The sequence below is a fragment of the Roseburia sp. AM16-25 genome (assembly GCF_003473825.1).
Lineage (GTDB): Bacteria > Bacillota > Clostridia > Lachnospirales > Lachnospiraceae > Pararoseburia > Pararoseburia lenta.
Window position 1 is genome coordinate 100,204 of the sequence record NZ_QUCW01000004.1, and the last position, 23,098, is coordinate 123,301.

Consider the following 23,098-nt stretch of genomic DNA (forward strand, 5'->3'; position numbering starts at 1 on the left):
ACACTTCGTTTTGTCAACGAAATTCTATGATGAAATATATGCCGGCTCACAATAAAATATCTTTTTCGACAGGCGTGTAAAATATCTCCGCGATCTCTTTTGGATCTCTGGTAATGCTCAGGATCCACATCAATTTGGTCACGATCGCCTCTGTTGTCATGTCAAAAGCCTCGATCAGGGACAGTTTTTGCTTGATGGTCTGCCCCACTGCATAGACCTCCATATCACTACCCTCATGCGCCACCTGGGTGGTGACGACCAGGACTTTTTTCTCCTGCGTCCACTTGCTGATCTCCGCTTCAAAAGCATGGTCACCGTAATAAGGCACGCCGCCCACACCAAAACTTTCCAGAACGACCGCGTCATAGTGCTCTTTCAGATAATCAAAGATGGCAGGATCGATCCCCGGTATCATTTTCAAAACAAATACCCTCGCCGAAAAATCATGGTAAAAAATAGGATTGCCCTCCGGCTTTGGCTCCTCGATATAAAAGACCAGTCGGTGATTGCGAAAGATGGCGATCTGTGGATAATCAATGCTGGAAAAAGCATTATAACTTTTTGTCCGGGATTTTCTTGCCCGCGTTCCCAGGATGACCTTGTTATCAAAGATCACATGCACACCGCATGCACGGTCATCCGCCGCATAGATAAAAGCATTGAGCAGGTTGTCTCTCGCATCCGTATTCTCCGCCGCGATCGTCACCTGGGATCCCGTAATAACGATAGGCTTTCTGCTGTTTTGGATAAAATAGGACAGGGCTGCCGCTGTATAAGCCAGCGTATCCGTTCCATGCGTCACGACAAAGCCATCGTAAGCCGCATAATTTTCCTCGATACAGGAAACCAGTGCCTTCCAATGCTTGGCATAGACATTGGTGCTGTCAATATTAAATAACTGAATGGCGTCGATCTGACAGAGTTTTGACACTTCCGGTATATAGGTCAGGATCTCCTCTGAGGTGATCTCCGGTCGCAATCCTTCTTTTGTCTCAACGGAAGCGATCGTTCCGCCAACAGCGATCATACAAATCTTTTTCATTTTCTATCTCTCTTTTCTTCTCGGCATAAACAATATGTGGCAACTGCATCTTTTAAACATATGGTCTCAAAATATATATCATATCCACCGTAGGTCAGGTTTCCAAGTCCATGCATGCCTTGTGACGGCTTTGTTTTTAAAGTTTGTAAAAGCGGACTCATGTTGCAATTTTGGCACACTTCTGTCAATGCTATATCCAGACATTTTGCTAGTGCTTCCTTGCATGTCCAAAGAAGGGTAAAATAAAAATCGGCCTCGGTTGTCTTTTGCAAAAAGACCTGCTCCGCCTCGGTAAAAAAGCGTCTGCACAGACTGTCCCGATAGCGTCCCAGCATCTCAACATCCACTCCCCCCATCTGATCCGCCACGATACAGGCACACCAGCCTTTACAATGTGACAGAGAAAATTGAACGTCCTCTAAAAAAGGTTTGCCCCTCTCCGACATGCCATAGGAAAAAGGTGCAGACAGCCCCCGGACTCGTAACATATCTTCCAAAAGGTGACCGGCGCAAATGCTCTGCCTACGGGAAGATCTGCTTTTTATGGCATCCGCCTTTTCTTTTCTGGCAGGACTTAACGATGCGTAGTAGTCTTTGATCTTGGCATCCGCTTCTTCCGTATCCGCAGGCGGGATCTGCTCCAGCCCAAGATCAGCAAAATCTGAAATCTTCATAATGACAAAGCCCCTGTTTGTACCATTCACACTTACTGCAAGATGACTCAAATACTTCTTTTGTCAGATACTTGTCCGCCTGCTGCATGAGCTGACCATATGTGTAGGTCTGCCCCTCCAAAAGATGCAGAGGTTCCAGCAGATGCTGATCCTTGCTCTTGACATGATTGGTCGCATCCATGCAATATTTACCCTCCACCAGATTCGGACATTTTTTGCAGATCTCATCCGGATCACTCACCAGTAAAAGCGGCTCGTCTGCGTGATCTTTGAGCCAGGTGACCATCTTAGTCATATTCTGGCAAAATGCCCCGCTGTAACCATAGCCCTGATATAAATTGGTACACATAATGTGATGTACACGAAAATGCTTCATTTCTTTTCTCCCTCGTATACCGGCTCTTCTGTATCCAGCCCAAAATACGCTATCTTTTCCACATCCTGTGCCAAGATCTGACTTCCCAGATCATACACGATATTGGAAAGGACATACTCATCCTGATTGACATAGATTTCTATAATATTTGCATCCACATAAATATCAAGATGTCTGCCATCCTGCAAGATGGGCGTGCAAAACTCCTTGCCCACTTGGGCTTCCTCGCCAAAAAGATCCGCTCTTTCTATGGCCAAGACCTTGCTTCTGTCCGTATAGACCTTTTCCTGATAAAAGCGGATGACATAGCCCCCGATATCTATATGTGCTCCCTCCAAAAGATCCAGACTGATCTTTAATGGTCTTTGATCCCGCAGGACGTCTTCTGCCTGTTTCTTTTGCAAAACTCTTGTAAAAAGGCTCTCCACCGCCGGATGCAGTCCAAAACGCAAGTCACCCTCTTTTTGCCTGACCAGACGCGGAAAGGTCAGCATACCGATCCTGCCGTCTGCAAGCGGACGCGGCATACGCATCCATGCCATGACAATGCGTCTGCCTTTTTCATCCAGTGTACTTTGCGGTGCATAAAGATCCATGCCATAATCTATGAAACGGGGGTGTGACAGGATCTTTGCCTGCTTTTTCCCCGGATTAAAGGACAATTTTGTCCAGACTGACTGATTGGGATAACTTGTCCCGGTCTTTTCTATGCCAATGGGCGACATGATCAGATAATGTTCTCCGTCTATGGAAAAAATATCCGGGCATTCCCAGGTATGGCTCTTGATGCGCTCGTCGCTTACCACGGATGCAAATTGCCAGTGCAGACCATCCCTGCTGCTATAGAGCAAAAGATTTCCCTGCTCCCCCTTACGGCTGCCCAGGACCATAAAATACTGTTCCCTTTCCTGCCAGACTTTTGGGTCTCTGGTATCTCCGGGATGACCGACCTCATTTTCCGAAAACGTCGGGATGATAATGCGTTTTTCTTCTGCCGGAAAATGCATGCCATCCGGGCTTTCCAGCATTGCCTGACATGCGATCAGCCCACTGCCGCTCACATGAATATTTGCCGGATCCATGGATGCATAGACGATCGCAGTGTAGTACAGATACATTTTCCCATCGATCTCTATGGCAGACCCGGAAAAACAGCCATTACGGTCAAAATCCCTGCTGGGATATAAGGCGATCCCCTCATCTTTCCAATGCACAAGGTCTGTCGAGGTCTTGTGCCCCCAGTGCATGGTTCCCCACCGGCTTTCGTAGGGAAAATATTGATAAAATATGTGGTATTTGCCCCGGTAGTAGATAAATCCATTGGGATCGTTCATCCAATGGTCTCTGGGCAGAAAATGTAACGTTACCGCCATCTCTTACGCCTCCTCATGCGTCAGTACGTCCGATACCTCCGTGATCGTCACATAGGCATGCCGATCCTGTTCCTGCACGATCTGTCTCACTTTATTGATCTGGAAACGGTTGACAACAAAATAGATCATGGTCTTATCCTTATCCGAATAGTAGCCCTTGGCTCCCAGAAGCGTGATCCCGTTACCAAATTCAGAAGAAAGTGCCTCGCAGATATTGTCGGGATGGTTGGTGATGATCATGACGGATTTCGCCTTATCCAGACCTTCCGCAACAAAGTCCACTGCCTTGAGCGCGATCGCATATGTGATGATCGAGTAAAGCGGCAGGATCCAACTGCCCATGACAATGCCCGCAAACACATACAAAATAACATTGTAGCCCATAACAAAAGTTCCCACCGTAATGCCAAGTTTTTTTGAAAAAAGGATGGCTAAGATCTCCACGCCATCGATGGCACCGCCGTAGCGTATGGTCAGACCACTGCCGATACCGGAGATCAGTCCGCCAAAGATGGCACAGAGCAAAAGATCCTGCTCTGCCAAAGGCGAGGCGATCGTCACATCCACCGGCAGGATATCCGTGATGATCCAGGTTCCCATAGAATAGACAAAAACGGCATAGACCGAATAGAGGGTAAAGGATATGCCCATTTTTTTGTAACCATATAAAAACAAAGGGAAGTTTAAGAGCAAAAGAAATACCGACAGGGACAGATAGCCCGGTGTCACCTGCGCCAGCAACATGGAAGTACCTGAGATCCCAGAGTCATACAGATTGACCGGGTACAAAAAACAGGTCACGCCAAAGGCGTTGATCAAACCTGCGATCGTTAGCATAACAAAGTTTTTGGGTTGTAATACGTCTTTTTTCATCTAGTCTCCTCTCATTTCAAACGGCGTTTACAAGACTTCATAAAAACTAAAATATGCTTTATTGTACCAAAAAATGCCCCTTGTCTCAACCTATGCTTACTCTCTTTGACTGTCGCCTGTCACATAATCAATGACAATGCCCGGCTGCACATTATAGCAAAAGACATCAAAGCAGATGCCCTGTCCTGCATCTTCTACCGACCATGCTTCCATGTGCACGCCCCGCGCCACAAGATCGTCTCCCGAAAAGATCGGCCTTACCCGGTACAAAACATGGTTTCCGGTCTCATCCACATACGCGTCTACCATATCCTCAAAAGGCAGCATGCCCTCCACATTCAGATAACGCGTACCTGTAATGAGATTTTTTTCATTGGCATTTTCTCCGGTCAGTTGATAGCCGATCAGATGGCAGCGGTTATACAGATAATTGCCGTCGATCAGATCGTTATATTTGACCGTATGCCAGCCACTCGGCCGTACCTGTCCGATCTCCCCGCGCTTCTCTGTCGGCTGGGTCTGGGGACAGACATTGGCAAAGGTCAGTGTACATCTTCCCAGATCGTCTAGATCTCCATAGTAGGTAAATGCCTCAGTGGTCTTCTTTTCCTCCTCTGTAAAATCCGGCACATTGTTCCCTAAGACTACATAGGGGGCTCCACTATAGTCCGGTATGTCACTTAGTTCTTCCGCACCTACTTCTGTCGTAATGCCGTTCGGGAGTTTCTGGTCCGTGGTATCCTGCCCCATGCGTCCCAGATTCATGCCGATCAAAAGTGCCACGATCGCCATAGCGGTTGCTGTCATCTTATTTCTTTTTAGCTTTTTATATCTGCTCATCATCTTTCCTTGTCATGTATTTTATTCTTTTTATGCCCGTCTATTATAGCGCATTTTTCCTCTGCCTTGCATCCCCTTTTATTTTGTGATTTAATAAGCGCGAAGATGCAAAAAGGAGGTTGATTTCCAATGAAGAAAGAATTGAACTGGGCAGTGATCGGTACCGGCGTGATCGCTAATGAAATGGCACAGGCACTGCAAAAAATGGACAAAAAACTCTACGGTGTCGCCAACCGCACACAGGAAAAAGCCCTTGCCTTCCCCGACCGGCTCCGACGAGCAGGCGACCATGCTTTTACAAAATGATCTGGGGCAGATGGCTACCGTAGCCTTATCCATGCATTCCAAGCAGCCAAAACGCGCCATGATCAGTTTAGAAAAAGGCTATATCGAGATCATGGAATACCCACGAGCCGATAAAGCCTTTATCGTCGATGCCGCAGCGGGCGACAGACGCGAGATCTGCGCCGGTCAAGCGGCAAATGCTCTCTATTATGAAATGAAGGATATGGAAGATGCCATCCTTTCCGGGGATGACAGCATCATGCGCCTTGCCCAGTCTAAAGATGTCATGGATATCATGACAAAGGTCCGTAAAGACTGGAATCTAAAGTACCCGGGCGAAGTCTGGTAATTAGTGAACGCGCACCTTTCCCACACATTTTTTGACCGGGGATGCCTGACTTCCTGCACGCATGCCAGGTTTATGTGCGATGCTCGGTGGCAGGATCGCGTAGGAACCGGAAGATAATACCATATGGCACATTTCTGCAGGTTCCTGCCAAAATGCCACGTCACGGTCTGCGTCATAGGCTTCCTCTACAGTAAGCCCTGCCACATTTACCGTATCAATGGCTTCCTCGCCGGAAATGATCCACTGAATATCCGTATAGTTCTTGTGGGTTTCCAGGCGACAATCTGCCGCTTCCTTGGTCTCATACTCCTGGATCATAAAATAGAAATCTCCATCCACTTCATAAGTGCCGACTGCCATAGTGGCTAAGTCCTCTTCTTTTAAATATGCTACTGCTTCCTCTAAAGTCATTTGTATTCTCCTTTGTCAAAAATCTTATCCTCTACTCTAGCACTTTTTCTATCTGTATGCAAAATTGCTACTCCAGTTTTACCTGAATGCTGCCTCTCGCATGTCTTCCCTTACAAATAATGCGATACCTGCCATCCTTAGGAACCACTATGGTCTGGATATCCTCACTCCAATCTTCATAAGATTGACTTGCAAGGACTTGACCCTCGCTATCCTTGATCGTGATCTCAATATAACCATCATCAATATCATGCCCGATCGCGATCTGATCCCCTTTTTGCGCCTCATACTCGCGTTCCAGTTCCGTATTCATCCGTTTGCTCTCTATGGAAAAACCATTCTCCCGGTCTGTGACCGAATAATCGGAACGATTGGCATATAGGATCAGAATACCGGTCACCAGAGCCAGCGCTACCCAAAGTACCGCCAATCCTATATATTTGTACTTAACGCCTTCTGCCGCCTCTGTTTCCTCTGCCAGTTTCTTTTCACATTTATAAAACTGCATTGTCAATACTCCTAAGTATAAGAGCGCCAGCAGAATGGTTATCCAAAGTATCATGGTGATGATGAGTCCGCTTTTTCCGGATCCCATGTAGATCAGTGAATCCAAGCCGATCCAAAAAATAATATCTGATACGCAAAGGGTAAGGTAAGGAATATATCTTGCCTTAAAGACACGCCGTACCATGGCAAGCCGGGATGCATCGTCACAAAAAATATCTTCATCCTCTGCGATATCCTCTTTTTTCTTCCGAAAATAAGAACTCTCATCAAAATCAAACAAATATTCCCAGCCGCAGTCCGCAAACATCTGTATATAGGCGTCTCCACCGGTCTGATCATAGTCGATGCGGTAGATCACATCCTCCGGCTGACACTTTTCAAAAATATAGGCACGGACATAGAGATAACGGAGTGATATCTTTACCAGTTTCCAGCCTTGCTGATGCATTTTGCGCAAATATGCTTCTTCTTTTTCATATTCTGCAATGGAAAAATACTTAAAAGTGATCTTCTTATCTTTCATAGCTACATCTCCTTCATATTCCGGTACAATCGGTCAATTCGTTTCTTTTCGGTTTCCAGCACTTCCCTGCCGAGTGCCGTGATCTCGTATATTTTCCGCTTGTCCTCCTCTCGCACAAAAGAGATCAGTCCGTCCTTTTCCATCTTTGACAGACTGCCATACATGGTTCCCGGTGCCAATACAATGTCACCACCCGTCATAGTTTTTACCTTTTGCACAATGCCATAACCATGGTTGGGTTCCTGTAAACACAGTAAAATGTAAAAACCTGTCTCTGTCATTGGCACGTATACTTTTTTGATATGCGCATCCATGATAAAACCTCTTATATTCCAGAATATATATCGCACTTCGATATATCATATTGTATCGCAGTGCGATATATGTGTCAAGGAGTTTCTGTGCCCATACAAAAAGGCAGGAATTTCTTCCTGCCTTTCACTGTACTTTCTTCTTTTAATGATATTGCTTTAAATATACTTCCACTGACCTTGTCATTTCCTTAGAAAAGTCTGAATTGTATTTGCGCTCGCAGAATGCTGCGCACCAATCTTCAAAAGATCTTTGCTTACAATGGTGTGCCAACATACCACGCAGTTCTGCTCCATCCATACTGTGATACGTGTTTTCATGCACAATGTATTCCTGTGGGCAGCGTTCTGGTTTCTTGCGCATCTTTTGCTGGTCGGTCGGCCATCCGTAGACCAACATGGCTGCTGGAAATACATAGTCCGGCAAATGCAAAAGTTTTGCGACGTCCTCCTGATTTTCTATGATGTCACCGATATAGCAGGATCCAATGCCAAGACTTTCTGCCGCCACGACCGTATTTTGCGCTGCGATCGTCGCATCCGTGACCGCAAGCATGAGATCTCCCACACCGGGATGTCTTGGGCTGCAGCCTGCCTCTATATAGGCATCATACCATTTCTTACAATCTGCACAAAATACCTCCACCATATCTGCCTTTGCGATAAAAGGCTGATGGTCACAAAAATCTGCCAGCGTATCCTTGATCGCCTGATTCGTCACATCAATGATCGTATATAACTGCTGACATCCGGCAGAAGGTGCCTGCGCCGCCGTCTCTAAGATCGTCTTTTTCATGTCTGCCGGGATCGGTCTGTCCTCAAACACACGTACAGACTTTCTGTCATAAAGGCTTTTTATGATCTCATTCATGCTTCCTGTCTTCCTTTGCTCCCTATAAGTACATACACCCGGATCTTCCCGGCATATCATCACCTTTTACATAACGGGCATTGAATTCCATATTGATTTGTCGAAGTTCCTTTTTCCCGTCAATATAATCCTGATACATTTCTGCTAATCCCGGCATACAGCCGTCACAACTTGCTTCTATATTTCCAAGTGCATCTGCAACGATTTTCTCCCGTTCTTCCTTTGTTGTTTCTGCAATCAAATAACTCATATGTTTTTCGTCCTTCTATATCTGCACTAATTTATACGTTCTCGTTCCAAGCCCCATCTTTTGTGCATGATCAAGACAAGATTCCCATTCTGTATCCGGGTGCGTCATCTTAAAATGATCGTGTCCACAATGTGCATGCACTTCTTCTGGTAAATTCTTTTCATTTTCATCTAACAGACTTCCTGACATCGCAGGCATTTTATTGCAAAGGTCAGCACATGCCTGGTCTAATGCTACCGGGTCAAAAGATGCAAGCATTCCGATATTCGGAATAATTGGAATATCATTTTCTGCATGGCAATCACAGTTTGGCGACACATCACAGATCAATGAAATATGAAAACATGGTCTGTCTTTGCAGACTGCATATGCATATTCTGCCATTTTACAATTCAACATGAAAACAGAATCTGCAAAATTCGCTGTAATCGCATCCTTTGGACAAACTGCTAGACATCTGCCACAGCCCACACACTTATCATGATCGATCGTCGCCTTGCCGTTTGCTATGACCGGCGCACCATGTGCACAGATACGGCTACAGGCACCACAGCCCACACACAGATCCTTATCTGCACTCGGCTTGCCCTCACAGTGCTGTTCCATCTTACCGGCTCTTGATCCGCAGCCCATACCGATATTTTTGATCGCACCGCCAAAACCTGCCGTCTCGTGTCCCTTAAAGTGTGTCAGAGAAATAAAGACATCTGCATCCATAATGGCATGTCCGATCTTGGCTTCCTTTACATATTCCCCATCGATTGGAACAATCGTCTCGTCCGTTCCCTTTAAGCCATCACCAATGATCACATGGCAGCCTGTCTGTAAGGGCGAAAATCCGTTGACATAGGCTGTATCCAGATGATCCAGCGCATTCTTTCTGCTGCCGACATAAAGGGTATTGCAATCCGTAAGAAATGCCTTTCCGCCGAGTTCCTTGACATAATCTGCAACCACCTTGGCATAATTTGGACGAAGAAATGCAAGATTTCCATATTCTCCAAAATGGATCTTGATGGCAGCATATTTTTCATTAAAATCAATGTTTTCAAATCCAGCCTGCTTCATAAGACGATGCAGTTTCTGGATCAGGTTTTCATGTTCTGTCGTTTTAAAAGATGTGAAATATACTTTTGATTCTCCCATGATCTTCCCTTTTCTTTCTCTTAAATACTTATATGTACTATAAAATCCCCGTGCCAAATAGCACGGGGATCCCATGATCCCAGACCGGGATATTATTGTCTATTTTTAGAACTTGCCAGCGTCAGCAGCCTCTTGAACGGATACAGCAACAGCAACGGTAGCACCTACCATTGGGTTGTTACCCATACCGATCAGTCCCATCATCTCAACGTGAGCCGGAACAGAAGAAGAACCTGCGAACTGTGCATCAGAATGCATACGTCCTAAAGTATCTGTCATACCATAAGAAGCAGGACCTGCTGCCATGTTGTCCGGATGAAGTGTACGTCCTGTACCACCGCCTGATGCTACTGAGAAGTACTTCTTACCCTGCTCGATACACTCTTTCTTGTATGTACCTGCTACCGGATGCTGGAAACGTGTTGGGTTGGTTGAGTTACCTGTGATAGATACACCAACGTTCTCAAAGTGCATGATTGCAACACCTTCCTGAACATCATCAGCACCATAACACTTAACAGATGCACGAAGTCCATCTGAGTATGCCTTTTCATATACTACATTAAGTTTTGCTTCCTTGTAGTCATACTTTGTCTCAACGTAAGTAAATCCGTTGATACGGGAAATGATCTGTGCAGCATCTTTTCCAAGACCATTTAAGATAACACGCAGAGGTTTCTGACGAACCTTGTTTGCCTTCTCAGCGATACCGATCGCACCTTCTGCTGCTGCAAATGACTCATGTCCTGCTAAGAAGCAGAAGCACTCTGTCTCTTCCTCTAATAACATCTTTCCAAGGTTACCATGTCCAAGACCTACCTTACGGTGATCTGCTACAGAACCAGGGATACAGAATGCCTGAAGTCCTTCACCGATTGCAGCTGCTGCATCAGCGGCTCTACGGCATCCCTTCTTGATTGCGATCGCTGCACCTACTGTGTATGCCCAGCATGCATTTTCAAAACAGATCGGCTGGATCTTCTTAACCTGCTCATATACATCAAGTCCAGCATCCTTTGTGATCTTCTCAGCTTCTTCGATAGAGCTGATACCATAACTATTTAAAACAGCATTGATCTGGTCAATTCTTCTTTCATATGATTCAAATAAAGCCATCTTCTTACGTCTCCTTTCTACTACTCTACTCTTGGGTCGATGATCTTAACAGCGCCCTGCTCTGGTGTAACACGTCCGTAAGAACCGGAAGCCTTTTCCCAAGCAGTATTTGCGTCATCACCCTTTTTGATGAAGTCTGTCATCTTTCCAAGAGAAACGAACTGGTAACCGATAACTTCGTCGTCAGCATCAAGAGCAATACCTGTAACATAGCCTTCTGCCATTTCCAGATAACGAACACCCTTTGCCTTGGTTGCGTACATAGTACCAACCTGTGAACGAAGACCCTTTCCTAAGTCTTCCAGACCAGCACCGATAGCAAGTCCATCATCAGAGAATGCAGACTGTGTACGTCCGTAAACGATCTGTAAGAATAACTCTCTCATTGCTGTATTGATAGCATCACAAACAAGGTCTGTGTTTAATGCTTCAAGAATTGTCTTGCCCTGCAAGATCTCTGCTGCCATTGCTGCGGAATGTGTCATACCAGAACATCCGATTGTCTCTACCAATGCTTCTTCAATAACACCGTTCTTAACATTCAAAGACAACTTACATGCGCCCTGCTGAGGAGCACACCAGCCCACACCATGTGTAAAGCCTGAAATATCTTCAATCTTCTTAGAATGCACCCATTTTCCTTCTTCAGGAATTGGAGCTGGTTCATGTTTTGCGCCCTTTGCAACAGGACACATGTTTTCAACTTCCTTTGTGTAAATCATTATAAGACTCCTTTCATAATACATAAAGCATGCATCATATGGCTATGCCTTGCTTAGTTAAAAAAATAACTAACACACTCTGCTTATTTTCTCACATTTTCTGCGGTTCGTCTAGACCTTTTTCTCTTTCCGTGCGCTTTCCTACGCTTCTTTTTTTACCACGTGGTCTTTATCTTTAAAAATGGAGTTTGCCGGGATGACTCCGCGTACACAAGATACTGGATAAATATTAGAATGTGAGCATACCACCGTACCTGGATTTAATACACTGTTACATCCAACTTCTACATAATCGCCAAGCATTGCACCGAATTTTTTAAGGCCTGTCGCAATCTCTTCCTTGCTTTCATAGCGGTCTTTTACAACCACAAGTGTCTTATCACTCTTAACATTAGAGGTAATGGAACCAGCCCCCATATGTGAATGGAAACCAAGTACGGAATCTCCAACATAATTATAATGTGGTACCTGAACAACATTAAACAGAATAACATTTTTCAATTCTGTTGAATTCCCTACAACACAGTTCTTACCAACAATAACATTGCCACGGATAAATGCGCCCGGACGTACTTCGGTGTCTTCATCAATGATGAGCGGACCATTTAATGTAGCTGTTGCTGCAATGGATACCGATTTTGCAATCCAGATATTTTCTCCACGCCGTTCAAAAACTTCCGGGTCAAGCTTTGGTCCGATTTCTTTAATAAACTCTCCTATTTTTGGCAATGCCTCCCATGGATAATCCACGGTTTCAAGCAATGGTGCTGCCAATGTCTGTGTCAGGTCATACATGTTTTTTACTTTGCAATGTTCCATTTTCTTTTCCATCCTTTTCTATTTTTTATAATATTGTGCTGCTGCACGGTACATCCCCTGCATGGCATATTGATTGTTGTTCGCCAGCACGCGCGCAGTCTTCTGTTTGATAAAATTTTCCAATTTGACCATATATTCATCCGCCGTGATCTCACCGTCTGCCACGTAGGTCAGCCCCTTTTCCCAACTTGCCGTCAACTCCGGATTTAAAAGTGACGGGATCGAAGCATTCACGACGTCAAAGATCATTTCTCCCTGTAAGGTCGGGGTGTAGATCTGGGTCTTTTTATTTAGGGCAATATACTTGTTGTTTACCAGTTTCTTTAGGATCTCTGCACGCGTTGCAGAGGTTCCGATACCGCTTCCCTTGATCTGGGAACGCAATTCCTCATCCTCTATCAGTTGCCCGGCATTTTCCATGGCAAGGATCATAGCACCGGAATTGTAGCGCTTTGGCGGTGAAGTCTCGCCTTCCTTGATCTGCATGCTGCCGATCCCAACCTCGTCGCCCTTTTTGATCTGGGCAAGGACTTCCGCCATATTGATGTTTAAATTCTCGTACTCTTCGCCCTCGTTTTCCTCCGAGCCATTATCCACCGCTGCTGCCTCCTTGGCATCCGCCGTGGCAGTTTTTTTCTTGCGGAAAGAATATTCCATCAGGCTAAGATAGCCCGGCTCTTTTAAATATTTCTCGGATGCAAAGAAGTATTCACTTCCACTTTTTATAGTAAGATTTAACTTTTCATATTCTGCCGGCGGATAAAAGATCGCCAGAAAACGACGCACGATCGTCTCATAAATATAAACCGCCCTGCTGTTTAATCCCTTTAAGGCAGACAAGCCCTGTCCGGTCGGAATGATGGCATAGTGGTCGGTGATCTGCTTGTCATTGACATAACGTGTCTTGGCAAGCCCCTTATACATCTCCTGATCCAGGATGGTCTGCGCGTAGTCCCGGACACCCGGAATGCCTAAAAGTCCACGGATATTCTTGTGGATCTCCTTTGCCACAGCCGTCGATAAGACTCTGGCATCCGTTCGCGGATAGGTAACCAATTTCTTTTCATAGAGTTCCTGCACGACCGCAAGTGTCTCGTCCGGGCTGATCTTAAAGAACTTGGAACAGTCATTCTGCAATTCCGCTAAGTTGTATAAAAGCGGCGGCTTTTTCTTTTCTTTCTTCTTTTCGATCTTCTCAATGCTTCCCTTTGCCTGTCCCATGATGCGCCGTTCTTCATCTAAAACCGCACTGCCGGGCTCCATCTCCAAGGTCTCCTCGATCAGTTTGACGGCACTCGCCATCTCTTTAAAGCCATTTTCCTTGTAAAGCAAAGGCGAATTCTCATAGCGCGATCCCACGACCGCTTTCCACTCCATGGAAAGATTAGCACCTGCCACATCGACCCCCGCCAGCACGCGGTAAAATGGTGTCTTTTCAAAATTGCGGATTTCTCTTTCCCGGCGCACGATCATGCCAAGAACACAGGTCATGACACGTCCGACCGACACCACACAATATTTTTCATTCAAAAAATTTGCCATGGAATTGCCATAGCGGATCGAGAGCAAGCGTGAAAAATTGATCCCCATCAGATAATCTTCTTTGGCGCGCAGATAGGCTGCATCGGACAAATTGTCATATTCCGAAAGATCTTTTGCCTCCTTGACCCCACGCAGGATTTCCTCCTCTGTCTGCGAATCGATCCAGACACGCTTTCTGACCTTGCCGGTCACGCCAGACATCTGTTCCACCAGACGATATATGTATTCTCCCTCACGTCCCGAGTCCGTACAGACATAGATGGTATCCACATCGTCCCGCTTCATCAGGCTGGTAACAATACCATACTGCTTGGCACTTGAAGATATGACCTCGTATTTGAACTCCGTCGGTAAAAAAGGAAGTGTCTCCAAACGCCATTTTTTGTATTTTTCATCATAAACATCGGGATAACTCATAGTCACCAGGTGTCCGACGCACCAGGTAATGACCATATGCTCTCCCTCCAGATAACCGTCACGTCTGCTCAGATTTTCACCCAAAGCCGCACCAAACTGCTGTGCAACGCTCGGTTTCTCTGCGATAAATAAGGATTTACCCATAAAATTATAACTCCGTCATATCTACCAGCACGATCTCTGCATGTTCTGCTGCCAGTTTTTCGATCTCTGCATCAAATTTCTTGGCAGAGAAGAGATAGATCACATTTGCAGAAATCTTTGCCTTTTTCATCTGCACCAAAAGTTTTTCGTATCTTCCATAGGAAAATTCATCCTCTGTCCAGCTGCAGATGCCAACTACATTTTCCCGCTGCGCATTTTGCCCGATAATATCAATGGATCCCTCTTTTCCTACCCAGGTTCCCATTTTTACAAGTTTAATCGGCACCTGTCCCACATGGTTTAACAGTTGCAGGTATTCTGTACAGACACTGACAAAATACTGCTGCAGATAGGTATCCAATTCCTTTTCAATATAAGTTTCATAAAATGCTTCCGCACTCATGACATAAAAATCTGACAAATGCGGATAGATAAAAGTGAACCAGAAATTCACAAAATGATTGCGGATGTGATAAACCCCTTTCTTGGAGTTATCCCAGCCGCCGGTCTCGAAGGAAACCACTTTTTCAACAACATCAAAAGCCGCCAGATTTTTCATATACACACTGATCTTTGCCCGCGAATAGCCGGTATCCATAAAAAGATCATTTAATTTTTCATGTCCGGATGCGATCGATGCCAAGATCGTGTCATAGACAGACAACTCCCGCAGTTCGCTTCCAATGAAATCCTCTGCCTCCGAAAACAGATAGCCATGCGGCCGCAGGATATTATTGCAGATATTTTCCTTGATGCTCTTTTTCCCATTCCAGCGGTTGAGATAATCCGGCACGCCGCCGATGATACCATAAGTCTCAACACACTGTGCCACCGAATACTCCGGGAAGGCACGGACGACATCCAGAAAACTCATATCATCCAACTTCATGACCTCATCGACCTTTGCCATGGCATCCCCCAGACAAGTTGCCATATCCTTATGCGCCCACGCTAAGGACGAATGACAGAGCAGGATCATGACCGGTCCCGGATAAAGCCTGCGCGCCTTTAATTTTAAGATGCTTTCCATAAAATGCGGGTCTTTTTTTACAATGCGGTCAAAAGCATCGATCATAAGAACCAGTTTGGACGCATCCCCACTCTTAACGCGGTTAAAGCACTCATCATAGGAATCGCGGGTCAGATTGACCTCGTACTGTTTTTCAATTTCCCTTTGCATCTGGTGCAGTTGTTCCTCGGCAGAGGCATTTCTGGCATGATAATAAAAGCACTTTTTATCCCTTGCAAAGAGTTGTAAGAGCAGTTCCATACCGCAACCGCTCCTGCCATACAAAATATACAACTGGTTGCCGCTCTTTTTATATAATTCTTCTAATTTCTTATACTCTGTGGCTCGTGTGATCATCTATGTTTCCCCATTTCTTTTTATCTCAAATACATAAATCTGCATTTAACAAGTCGCAATTTCTATTATATCTTTGCAGGAGAAAATTGACAAGAAAAAAAGGACGAAGCCCTAAGAACTTCGTCCCGATCCACATGATCTATTTCTTTGCGATATATCCCTGTGCCTTTAAAAGTTCTGCACAAAGAACTGCGCCGCCTGCTGCACCGCGGACTGTATTATGAGAAAGTCCAACGAACTTCCAGTCATATACCGTGTCCTCACGCAAACGTCCCACATTGATACCCATACCATTTTCATAGTTGACATCCAATGTGACCTGTGGGCGGTTATCCTCTTCCATGTAACGGATAAACTGCTTTGGCGCACTCGGAAGGTTTAACTCCTGTGGCAGTCCGGAGAATTTCTCCAACGCCTCGATCAACTGCTCTTTGGTAGGATTTTTCTTAAACTTCACAAATACGGCTGCGGTATGACCATTTAATACCGGAACACGGATACACTGGCAAGTGATGACCGGGCTGGTTGCCGGTACGATCTCGCCCTTTTCTTCATCCACATAGCCCCAGATACGGAGTGGCTCTTTTTCACTCTTTTCTTCTTCACCACCGATGTATGGAATGATATTTCCTTCCATCTCCGGCCAATCCTTAAAGGTCTTTCCTGCACCGGAAATTGCCTGATAAGTTGTCGCTACCACTTCATACGGCTCAAACTCTTTCCATGCGGTAAGTACCGGTGCGTAAGACTGGATCGAGCAGTTTGGCTTTACTGCCACAAATCCTCTCTTGGTTCCCAGTCTCTTCTTCTGATATTCGATCACATGCATATGTTCCGGGTTAATCTCCGGTACAACCATAGGTACATCCGGTGTCCATCTGTGTGCACTGTTATTGGAAACGACCGGTGTCTCAGTCTTAGCATATGCTTCCTCGATCGCCTTGATCTCATCCTTTGTCATGTCAACCGCAGAGAATACAAAATCCACCTCCGCTGCCACATCTTCTACTTCATTGACATTCTTTACCACTATATCTTTTACGGCTTCCGGCATTGGTGTGTCCATTTTCCAACGTCCACCCACAGCATCCTCATACCGCTTGCCTGCACTTCTTGGGCTGGCTGCGATCGTAGTTACCTCAAACCATGGATGATTTTCCAGCAGAGAGATAAATCTCTGTCCAACCATACCTGTTCCACCTAAAATACCAACTTTTAATTTTTCGCTCATGATGCTCTCCTTCTCACATGTCCGCTCTACGCAGACAACTGTCTTTCTAGGAAAATATGTTACGTTATTCCATAAAAAAAAGCAAGCACTTTTCCAATTTTACACAAATTCCACAAATGCCTGCCTTTTTCCATATTTCTTTTGGTTATTTTTTCAAAAATTCCTTGTAAGACGCAATGGCTGTTTCCATTGCTTCCTTGCCCGGTGCTCCCGTCGTCAGACGCTTGTTGACACAGGTGTACATGGAAATGGCATCATAAATGTCCTCTTCAAAGACATCCGAGAACTCTTTCAATTCCTCCAATGACATATCATCGATCGCGATACCCTTATCAATGCAATAGAGAACCACACGTCCGATAATGCCATGCGCATCCCGGAACGGTACGCCCTTGCCTACCAGATAATCTGCGGCATCGGTCGCATTGGTAAAGCCATGTCTGGCGCTCTTTTCCATGACGTCTTTGCGGAAAGTCATGGTCTCTAACATGCCATCAAAGAGTTGGATGCAGCCATTGACCGTATCCATCGCATCAAATGCCATTTCTTTATCTTCCTGCATATCCTTATTATAGGCAAGCGGAATGCCCTTCATGGTCGTAAGCAGTCCCATCAGTGCCCCATAGACACGCCCGGTCTTACCACGCACGAGTTCCGCGATATCAGGGTTCTTTTTCTGCGGCATGATACTGCTTCCGGTACTATAGGCATCGTCGATCTCAATAAAACGGTATTCATTGGAATTCCAGATGATGACTTCTTCGGAAAAACGGCTCAGATGCATCATGATGGTAGACATGGCACTCAGGTATTCGATCAGATAATCCCTGTCGCTGACACCATCCATACTGTTGACGGTCGGTCCGTAAAATCCCAGCAGTTCTGCAGTATAATCACGATCCAATGGATATGTCGTGCCTGCCAATGCGCCGGAGCCCAAAGGACAATAATTCATGCGCTCGTATATATCGGACAAGCGCAAAACATCACGCTTAAACATTTCAAAATAAGCCCCCATATGATGCGCAAGCGTGATCGGCTGTGCCTTTTGCAAATGGGTAAAGCCCGGCATGATCGTCTCTGTGTTATCTTCCATAATGGAAAGAATGGTCTCAAGCAGATGATGGAGCAGATCCTTGGTATGTTCTACCTGACTTCTGGTATAAAGGCGCATATCCAATGCCACCTGATCGTTTCTGCTGCGTCCGGTATGCAGTTTCTTGCCCGGATCACCGATACGGTCGATCAGATTTGCCTCCACAAAACTATGAATATCCTCATATTCGGATGTGATGGCAAGTTTGCCGTCTGCCACATCTTTTTCGATGCCTTCCAGTCCGACTAAGATCTCATCCCTTTCCTCTTCCGTAAGGATGCCCTGTTTTGCAAGCATCTTGACGTGTGCCTTGCTGCCCATGATGTCTTCCGCAAAAAACCGCTGGTCGAATCCGATGGAAGCGTTGAAATCATATACTAACTGATCGGTTGCCTTGGTGAATCGTCCACCCCATAACTGTGCCATAATACTTAATTCCTTTCCTCTTTTTCCTGCTGTCTGCTACGATATGAAAACACACACCCACAGTAATCCTGCCGATACATGCCATACTCTTTTGATAATTCTACGCTGCGCTTATAGCCCTCGCGTTTCTTAAAATCCGAATACAAATACGAAATGCCATAGTCTTTTGCCAGTGCTCCGCCGATTTCATTGAGCATCTGGGCATTTTTCATGGGACTGATGGAGAGTGTCGTCGTAAAATAGTCCATCTGCATTGCTTTTGCCAGTTTCGCCGTCTCTTCCAACCGAAGACGAAAACACTGCTGGCACCGCTTTCCACCCTCCGGCTCCTTCTCCAGTCCCTTGGTCACTTCATAAAAACGCTCTTTGTCAAAGTCTCCCTCCACAAAAGAGATCGGATGCTTTGCCGGAAAACGTTCGATAAAAGCCTTTTGTTCTGCCACACGTTTGTTATATTCTTCATCCGGGTAAATATTGGGATTGTAATAGAATACGGTGATCAAAAAATAAGCGGACAGATACTCCAAGACATAAGAACTGCAGGGCGCACAGCAGGCGTGCAAAAGAAGTCTCGGCACCCTGCCCTGCTCCTGCAACTGAAGAATCGTTTGATCCAAAAGACGTTGATAATTCTGCTTCATGTACTATGCTTCCTCAGATGTCCAAAGATATAAAAATGCCACTGCCAGTACATATACGATTGCCATGAGTACCATAAAAACGGCTCTGCCAAAGATAAATCCTGCCGCGATCTGTGCGATCACAAGGAGCCCATGTACCCAGAGCGGGATCCGGTTTAAAAGTGCGCTGAGCAGCACTTCCAAAATGGCGATCGAACAGATTGCCACAATGGGAATATTTAATACCGCAAAACTCACGACGATCAATACTACGGTCACCGCCAGAAAAATTCCAAGTGGTATGATTGGTTTATTTTTAAATACTTTGATTGCTTTTGTCATTTTAAGTGTCCTCTCCTGTTCTTTTCACTTAGCCCATTATAGCAAGTTTTAAAAGAAGAAACAACTACCACCTTTTCTCATCAGGAATAACTGACGCGATTGTTGACATGGTCATAATAATACACATGGTCAGAAAGGACTTCTTCCGGCATCACACAGGTAGCATTGACCTGACGTACCAGGGCAGACATTTCCTCCAGATCAAAGCGATTTTGATAAGGCAGCAAGATCAACTCATGCACACTGCTCGGCAAGATAACAAAATCGCTTTCTGTCACTTTCGCACATTTTTGCATGATCTGCGGATACAACATGACTGCCGCCCCAAAATACTGGTTGGCATTGGTCAGCACATACATCTGAAAATCTGCCAGATCTTCCATGTCTTCAAGTTCCGGCAGACTCTGCCCTGCTGCTTCCAGCATAGAATCCACCAGTCCCGAAAAGGAATGCATCTTTGGTGCAAGCAATTTTGGCGTGTTGCGGCGTGCATAAGATAAGAGTTCTTTCGGCGTGATATGCCAGATATCTAACATATCATTTCGGATCAGGATAGACGCATTACTCCTTGTCATTTGCTCAGGGAAGGTCTCATCCGCCAAAATATAATAGCAAAATACCACTGCTAGATCCAAATAGGGAACAAACGGCACTTCTGCCAAAAGTTCTTTGTTCTTTTCCATATTGACCAGTTTGTAGATAATATTTTCCCGCACTTTGGAAAAATCCGTGAAAAAAGATAGATCCACATCCTCTTTCAGGCGATACTCAGAAAAACTGGCAAGTATGCGGTCTGCGATTTCTGTCAGGGACGATCCCTCTTGAAAAATCTCATAACACGTATGTAAATAAATGGTTGGGGAAATGTTGACAGATGACTGAAGGATGCTCAGTCCGTCTAACCATAGATCGTTGTTCTTGAGAACAGGGCGCACATCAATCTCCTGATCCGCGTCAATCCGCTCCTCAAGTAAGGAAATCAATTCCTTTTTAAATATTTCGTATGTCATAAACCCTCCGATTCAGACATGCGCAAATGGAAAAAGCTCCGAATCAGACTCGAACTGACGACCCCTTCATTACGAGTGAAGTGCTCTACCAACTGAGCTATCGGAGCAACGAAATTATTATATCGAAAGTTTTCTGTTTTGGCAACGATTTTTTTATCTTTTTGCAAATCGAAGATGCGTTCCTTTGGGCTTGGGACTGGCACAGACCAGCAGGCGGACAGGGCACAGGATGCTGGTCTGTGCCAGTCCCAAGTCCAAAAGGAACGCTCCTCATGGCAAAAGGAACGTCCCTCCTGCCTAGCGTAATTTGTAGTCCAAGCGGATCTTATCTGTGATCAGGGCGATAAATTCCGAATTGGTCGGCTTGCCCTTGCCATGATTGATAGTGTATCCAAACAGTGCATCAATAGTATCCATCCTGCCCCTGCTCCATGCCACTTCAATCGCATGCCGGATGGCACGTTCCACACGACTCGTGGTCGTATCATATTTCTTTGCGATCGTCGGATACAAGACTTTCGTAATGGAATTGAGCATCTCAATATCCTGTACGGACATGACGATCGCATCCCTTAAGTACTGGTAACCTTTGATATGTGCCGGTACCCCGATCTCATGAATGATATTTGTCACATCTGCCTCTAAGGCAGCCTCGGTATGCTCCTTCGTCTTTTTCTGATAAAAACCGGGCTCTACAAAGGCACGGGTTCTTCTTGTCTTTTTGATCCGCTGAATGATCGTATCTTTATCAAAAGGCTTCATGATAAAATAATCTGCCCCAAGAGCAAAGGCATCCTCTGTGACCTGTGGCTGGTTGACGGCACTTACCATGATAAAGTTCGGTGTCTTTTTAATACTCGTATCCCGCTGTACTTTATCCAGGACCCCCAGTCCGTCCATCTTTGGCATCACGATATCAAGCAGTACCACATCCGGCTCTTTCTCCTTGATCATCTGATACGCTTCTTCCCCATCTTTTGCTGTTCCAACTACTGAAAGTTCTTCATCCGACTGTACGATGGTGTCTAGCAACTGACGCATCAGATCATTATCGTCTGCGATTGCCACATTGAGTTTGTCCATACCATCCTCCTACTTTCTTCAAAATCTACGTTCCTCATTATTCAGCATATTTTGTATGTATGCTGTCGAAAGTAGTCGCGAAAAATGATATTTACAAATCCTATAGCATTTCCTCAATGAAAATGCCGTATCCTTTTGTAGGATCATTGATAAAAACGTGCGTTACTGCGCCAATGATCCTGCCTTCCTGAATGATGGGCGATCCACTCATGCCCTGAACGATCCCGCCCATCTGGTCGATGAGTTTTTCATCCGTCACATGAAAGACAAAAGATTTATTCTTTTCCTTTGGTTCATAATCGATCTGGTCGATCATGATCTGATAAGCCTCCACCGCATCGCCTTCGCCAAACAGGATGGTCGCCCCCTCCCGCTTGATCTCCTGTTTATAAGCAACCGCATAGGAGTTTCCCGCATATGCCGTCTTTGCCGTCCCATTCATCTTGCCATAAATGCCCACATTGGAATTGCGCGTGATCTCTCCCAGCCGCGCCGCACTGCCATAATGGATCAGACCTGAGATCTCCCCCGGCGAACCGATGCTGCTAGGCGTGATCCCGGTAATGCTGGTCTCATACAGATAGCCCTCTTTCATACTAAGCGCCTGACTTCCCGATGTCGCGCTGATACCATGTCCCAGCGCCCCAAAAGAACCATCCTCCTTGACATAGGTCAGGGTTCCTACCCCTGCCACATCATCTTTGACCCAAATGCCTAACTTATATGAGCCATCCTCCGTTTCCTGCGGCTGGACTTTGACTTCCATTTCTTCCCCATGTCTTACGACGGACAGAACCATGGCCTGCCCTTTTGACGCTTCTACCGCCTCCTGCAAGTCCTCCTTGTCTGAAAGTTCTTTTCCATCCCGCCCCGTAATGTAGTCTCCCTCCTGCAAAATATAAGCACAGGGAGATACTTTTTCTCCGGATACAGTCTGGATCTCTTTTAAACCGGCAACATAGATGCCCTGAGTCTGCAGATAAATACCGACCGGTCTTCCCACAGCATCCACGGACTGATCTCCGACAACGGTCCCGCTCATGGTCGCGATCGGGATTAGACCAAACAGTTTACAGGTATAGGTCTTTTGTATGCCCTTGGCATCGCTTCCACGCTCCGTCTGCACGGTCTCTTCTGTATGGGCTTCCTGCACACGAATAGGTGCCGCCAGTGAGATCTTATCACTGGCTTTTTGCAAAACAACCTCTTTGGGAATATAGGATAAAAGCATAAAATAGCAGGCTATGACATATACAATGCCGTAGGCTATGGCTGTTTTTTTGCGATTTTTCTGATACCATGCAAACATAAGCAAAACCTCCATGAAAAAGAA

Annotated in this window: 26 protein-coding genes and 1 tRNA gene; 2 read left to right on the top strand and 25 right to left on the bottom strand. The window is 45.6% G+C overall.

What is annotated here, in order from left to right; all coding sequences use genetic code 11:
- Positions 1-46: 46 nt before the first annotated feature.
- The 6 genes from DW183_RS10570 to DW183_RS10595 all read right to left on the bottom strand — a co-directional run bounded on the left by DW183_RS10570 (position 47) and on the right by DW183_RS10595 (position 5,178).
- Positions 47-1,042, bottom strand: a complete 996-nt coding sequence (locus DW183_RS10570; RefSeq protein ID WP_118281971.1) for an asparaginase — start codon at positions 1,040-1,042, stop codon at positions 47-49.
- The gene (locus DW183_RS10575) at positions 1,039-1,716 is read right to left on the bottom strand and encodes a 4'-phosphopantetheinyl transferase family protein (protein ID WP_118281972.1); all 678 of its coding nucleotides are present in this window, start codon (positions 1,714-1,716) and stop codon (positions 1,039-1,041) included. Before DW183_RS10575 ends, DW183_RS10570 begins: the two co-directional genes overlap by 4 nt.
- Positions 1,694-2,092 (bottom strand): DUF1284 domain-containing protein, encoded by a 399-nt coding sequence (locus DW183_RS10580; RefSeq protein ID WP_118281973.1) that lies wholly within the window; start codon positions 2,090-2,092, stop codon positions 1,694-1,696. Before DW183_RS10580 ends, DW183_RS10575 begins: the two co-directional genes overlap by 23 nt.
- Positions 2,089-3,465 (bottom strand): glycoside hydrolase family 32 protein, encoded by a 1,377-nt coding sequence (locus tag DW183_RS10585; RefSeq protein ID WP_118281974.1) that lies wholly within the window; start codon positions 3,463-3,465, stop codon positions 2,089-2,091. Before DW183_RS10585 ends, DW183_RS10580 begins: the two co-directional genes overlap by 4 nt.
- A gap of 3 nt (positions 3,466-3,468) precedes the next feature.
- Positions 3,469-4,338: a YitT family protein gene (locus tag DW183_RS10590; RefSeq protein ID WP_118281975.1), complete on the bottom strand. Its 870-nt coding sequence runs from the start codon at positions 4,336-4,338 to the stop codon at positions 3,469-3,471.
- 96 nt (positions 4,339-4,434) lie between these two features.
- The gene (locus DW183_RS10595; RefSeq protein ID WP_330416382.1) at positions 4,435-5,178 is read right to left on the bottom strand and encodes a DNA/RNA non-specific endonuclease; all 744 of its coding nucleotides are present in this window, start codon (positions 5,176-5,178) and stop codon (positions 4,435-4,437) included.
- Positions 5,179-5,307: 129 nt separating this feature from the next.
- On the opposite strand from DW183_RS10595, the gene DW183_RS12695 reads away from it, so the two are divergent.
- Together DW183_RS12695 and DW183_RS10600 are read left to right on the top strand one after the other, a co-directional pair.
- Positions 5,308-5,484 (top strand): hypothetical protein, encoded by a 177-nt coding sequence (locus tag DW183_RS12695; RefSeq protein WP_243069566.1) that lies wholly within the window; start codon positions 5,308-5,310, stop codon positions 5,482-5,484.
- Positions 5,468-5,812, top strand: coding sequence for a hypothetical protein (locus tag DW183_RS10600; protein ID WP_243069567.1), 345 nt, complete (start codon positions 5,468-5,470; stop codon positions 5,810-5,812). The genes DW183_RS12695 and DW183_RS10600 overlap by 17 nt, the downstream gene beginning before the upstream one ends.
- On the opposite strand, the gene DW183_RS10605 is transcribed toward DW183_RS10600, so the two are convergent.
- From DW183_RS10605 to spoIVB, 19 genes are all read right to left on the bottom strand, one after another.
- Positions 5,813-6,223 (bottom strand): YhcH/YjgK/YiaL family protein, encoded by a 411-nt coding sequence (locus DW183_RS10605; RefSeq protein WP_118281976.1) that lies wholly within the window; start codon positions 6,221-6,223, stop codon positions 5,813-5,815.
- A 67-nt stretch (positions 6,224-6,290) separates the two neighbouring features.
- On the bottom strand, positions 6,291-7,253 hold the full coding sequence (locus DW183_RS10610; protein ID WP_118281977.1) for a DUF2812 domain-containing protein: 963 nt from the start codon (positions 7,251-7,253) through the stop codon (positions 6,291-6,293).
- A gap of 2 nt (positions 7,254-7,255) precedes the next feature.
- On the bottom strand, positions 7,256-7,567 hold the full coding sequence (locus DW183_RS10615; RefSeq protein WP_118281978.1) for a PadR family transcriptional regulator: 312 nt from the start codon (positions 7,565-7,567) through the stop codon (positions 7,256-7,258).
- A gap of 142 nt (positions 7,568-7,709) precedes the next feature.
- Positions 7,710-8,435, bottom strand: coding sequence for a nitroreductase family protein (locus DW183_RS10620; protein ID WP_118281979.1), 726 nt, complete (start codon positions 8,433-8,435; stop codon positions 7,710-7,712).
- Positions 8,436-8,457: 22 nt separating this feature from the next.
- A complete protein-coding gene (locus tag DW183_RS10625; protein ID WP_118281980.1) occupies positions 8,458-8,685 on the bottom strand; it encodes a purine biosynthesis protein PurH in 228 nt (75 codons plus the stop codon).
- A 15-nt stretch (positions 8,686-8,700) separates the two neighbouring features.
- Positions 8,701-9,831, bottom strand: a complete 1,131-nt coding sequence (locus tag DW183_RS10630) for a DUF362 domain-containing protein (RefSeq protein ID WP_118281981.1) — start codon at positions 9,829-9,831, stop codon at positions 8,701-8,703.
- Positions 9,832-9,936: 105 nt separating this feature from the next.
- The gene (locus tag DW183_RS10635; protein ID WP_118281982.1) at positions 9,937-10,947 is read right to left on the bottom strand and encodes a GGGtGRT protein; all 1,011 of its coding nucleotides are present in this window, start codon (positions 10,945-10,947) and stop codon (positions 9,937-9,939) included.
- A 20-nt stretch (positions 10,948-10,967) separates the two neighbouring features.
- Positions 10,968-11,669, bottom strand: coding sequence for an iron-sulfur cluster assembly scaffold protein (locus DW183_RS10640; RefSeq protein ID WP_118281983.1), 702 nt, complete (start codon positions 11,667-11,669; stop codon positions 10,968-10,970).
- Positions 11,670-11,810: 141 nt separating this feature from the next.
- The gene (locus DW183_RS10645) at positions 11,811-12,488 is read right to left on the bottom strand and encodes a UDP-N-acetylglucosamine pyrophosphorylase (RefSeq protein WP_118281984.1); all 678 of its coding nucleotides are present in this window, start codon (positions 12,486-12,488) and stop codon (positions 11,811-11,813) included.
- An 18-nt stretch (positions 12,489-12,506) separates the two neighbouring features.
- Positions 12,507-14,591 carry a DNA topoisomerase gene (locus tag DW183_RS10650; RefSeq protein ID WP_118281985.1) on the bottom strand — a complete coding sequence of 695 codons (2,085 nt, stop codon included), beginning with the start codon at positions 14,589-14,591 and terminating at the stop codon, positions 12,507-12,509.
- A 4-nt stretch (positions 14,592-14,595) separates the two neighbouring features.
- On the bottom strand, positions 14,596-15,957 hold the full coding sequence (locus tag DW183_RS10655; RefSeq protein ID WP_118281986.1) for an ATP-binding protein: 1,362 nt from the start codon (positions 15,955-15,957) through the stop codon (positions 14,596-14,598).
- Between the two features lie 139 nt (positions 15,958-16,096).
- Positions 16,097-17,188: an aspartate-semialdehyde dehydrogenase gene (gene asd / locus DW183_RS10660; RefSeq protein WP_118281987.1), complete on the bottom strand. Its 1,092-nt coding sequence runs from the start codon at positions 17,186-17,188 to the stop codon at positions 16,097-16,099.
- A 145-nt stretch (positions 17,189-17,333) separates the two neighbouring features.
- The gene (gene argH, locus DW183_RS10665) at positions 17,334-18,710 is read right to left on the bottom strand and encodes an argininosuccinate lyase (protein ID WP_118281988.1); all 1,377 of its coding nucleotides are present in this window, start codon (positions 18,708-18,710) and stop codon (positions 17,334-17,336) included.
- 5 nt (positions 18,711-18,715) lie between these two features.
- A complete protein-coding gene (locus DW183_RS10670) occupies positions 18,716-19,351 on the bottom strand; it encodes an epoxyqueuosine reductase QueH (RefSeq protein WP_118281989.1) in 636 nt (211 codons plus the stop codon).
- A gap of 3 nt (positions 19,352-19,354) precedes the next feature.
- Positions 19,355-19,672, bottom strand: coding sequence for a hypothetical protein (locus DW183_RS10675; protein ID WP_118281990.1), 318 nt, complete (start codon positions 19,670-19,672; stop codon positions 19,355-19,357).
- 80 nt (positions 19,673-19,752) lie between these two features.
- Complete coding sequence (locus DW183_RS10680; RefSeq protein WP_118281991.1) at positions 19,753-20,682, bottom strand: DUF5688 family protein; 930 nt, start codon at positions 20,680-20,682, stop codon at positions 19,753-19,755.
- A 34-nt stretch (positions 20,683-20,716) separates the two neighbouring features.
- Positions 20,717-20,789, bottom strand: a tRNA-Thr gene (locus DW183_RS10685).
- Positions 20,790-20,979: 190 nt separating this feature from the next.
- Positions 20,980-21,765 (bottom strand): sporulation transcription factor Spo0A, encoded by a 786-nt coding sequence (spo0A, locus tag DW183_RS10690; RefSeq protein ID WP_118281992.1) that lies wholly within the window; start codon positions 21,763-21,765, stop codon positions 20,980-20,982.
- A gap of 100 nt (positions 21,766-21,865) precedes the next feature.
- Entirely contained in the window at positions 21,866-23,074 is a 1,209-nt protein-coding gene (gene spoIVB, locus DW183_RS10695) for a SpoIVB peptidase (RefSeq protein WP_158573073.1), read from the bottom strand.
- Positions 23,075-23,098 lie beyond the last annotated feature (24 nt).

What these genes read in the sequence shown, in the direction of transcription:
- DW183_RS10630 (WP_118281981.1), bottom strand. Translation starts at nt 9,831, where the DNA reads ATGGGAGAATCAAAAGTATATTTCACATCTTTTAAAACGACAGAACAT.
- DW183_RS10675 (WP_118281990.1), bottom strand. Translation starts at nt 19,672, where the DNA reads ATGACAAAAGCAATCAAAGTATTTAAAAATAAACCAATCATACCACTT.
- argH (WP_118281988.1), bottom strand. Translation starts at nt 18,710, where the DNA reads ATGGCACAGTTATGGGGTGGACGATTCACCAAGGCAACCGATCAGTTA.
- DW183_RS10640 (WP_118281983.1), bottom strand. Translation starts at nt 11,669, where the DNA reads ATGATTTACACAAAGGAAGTTGAAAACATGTGTCCTGTTGCAAAGGGC.
- DW183_RS10590 (WP_118281975.1), bottom strand. Translation starts at nt 4,338, where the DNA reads ATGAAAAAAGACGTATTACAACCCAAAAACTTTGTTATGCTAACGATC.
- DW183_RS10680 (WP_118281991.1), bottom strand. Translation starts at nt 20,682, where the DNA reads ATGACATACGAAATATTTAAAAAGGAATTGATTTCCTTACTTGAGGAG.
- DW183_RS10585 (WP_118281974.1), bottom strand. Translation starts at nt 3,465, where the DNA reads ATGGCGGTAACGTTACATTTTCTGCCCAGAGACCATTGGATGAACGAT.
- DW183_RS10570 (WP_118281971.1), bottom strand. Translation starts at nt 1,042, where the DNA reads ATGAAAAAGATTTGTATGATCGCTGTTGGCGGAACGATCGCTTCCGTT.
- asd (WP_118281987.1), bottom strand. Translation starts at nt 17,188, where the DNA reads ATGAGCGAAAAATTAAAAGTTGGTATTTTAGGTGGAACAGGTATGGTT.
- spoIVB (WP_158573073.1), bottom strand. Translation starts at nt 23,074, where the DNA reads ATGTTTGCATGGTATCAGAAAAATCGCAAAAAAACAGCCATAGCCTAC.
- DW183_RS10650 (WP_118281985.1), bottom strand. Translation starts at nt 14,591, where the DNA reads ATGGGTAAATCCTTATTTATCGCAGAGAAACCGAGCGTTGCACAGCAG.
- DW183_RS10670 (WP_118281989.1), bottom strand. Translation starts at nt 19,351, where the DNA reads ATGAAGCAGAATTATCAACGTCTTTTGGATCAAACGATTCTTCAGTTG.
- DW183_RS10655 (WP_118281986.1), bottom strand. Translation starts at nt 15,957, where the DNA reads ATGATCACACGAGCCACAGAGTATAAGAAATTAGAAGAATTATATAAA.
- DW183_RS10645 (WP_118281984.1), bottom strand. Translation starts at nt 12,488, where the DNA reads ATGGAACATTGCAAAGTAAAAAACATGTATGACCTGACACAGACATTG.
- spo0A (WP_118281992.1), bottom strand. Translation starts at nt 21,765, where the DNA reads ATGGACAAACTCAATGTGGCAATCGCAGACGATAATGATCTGATGCGT.
- DW183_RS10625 (WP_118281980.1), bottom strand. Translation starts at nt 8,685, where the DNA reads ATGAGTTATTTGATTGCAGAAACAACAAAGGAAGAACGGGAGAAAATC.
- DW183_RS10610 (WP_118281977.1), bottom strand. Translation starts at nt 7,253, where the DNA reads ATGAAAGATAAGAAGATCACTTTTAAGTATTTTTCCATTGCAGAATAT.
- DW183_RS10605 (WP_118281976.1), bottom strand. Translation starts at nt 6,223, where the DNA reads ATGACTTTAGAGGAAGCAGTAGCATATTTAAAAGAAGAGGACTTAGCC.
- DW183_RS12695 (WP_243069566.1), top strand. Translation starts at nt 5,308, where the DNA reads ATGAAGAAAGAATTGAACTGGGCAGTGATCGGTACCGGCGTGATCGCT.
- DW183_RS10600 (WP_243069567.1), top strand. Translation starts at nt 5,468, where the DNA reads ATGCTTTTACAAAATGATCTGGGGCAGATGGCTACCGTAGCCTTATCC.
- DW183_RS10635 (WP_118281982.1), bottom strand. Translation starts at nt 10,947, where the DNA reads ATGGCTTTATTTGAATCATATGAAAGAAGAATTGACCAGATCAATGCT.
- DW183_RS10620 (WP_118281979.1), bottom strand. Translation starts at nt 8,435, where the DNA reads ATGAATGAGATCATAAAAAGCCTTTATGACAGAAAGTCTGTACGTGTG.
- DW183_RS10615 (WP_118281978.1), bottom strand. Translation starts at nt 7,567, where the DNA reads ATGGATGCGCATATCAAAAAAGTATACGTGCCAATGACAGAGACAGGT.
- DW183_RS10595 (WP_330416382.1), bottom strand. Translation starts at nt 5,178, where the DNA reads ATGAGCAGATATAAAAAGCTAAAAAGAAATAAGATGACAGCAACCGCT.
- DW183_RS10580 (WP_118281973.1), bottom strand. Translation starts at nt 2,092, where the DNA reads ATGAAGCATTTTCGTGTACATCACATTATGTGTACCAATTTATATCAG.
- DW183_RS10575 (WP_118281972.1), bottom strand. Translation starts at nt 1,716, where the DNA reads ATGAAGATTTCAGATTTTGCTGATCTTGGGCTGGAGCAGATCCCGCCT.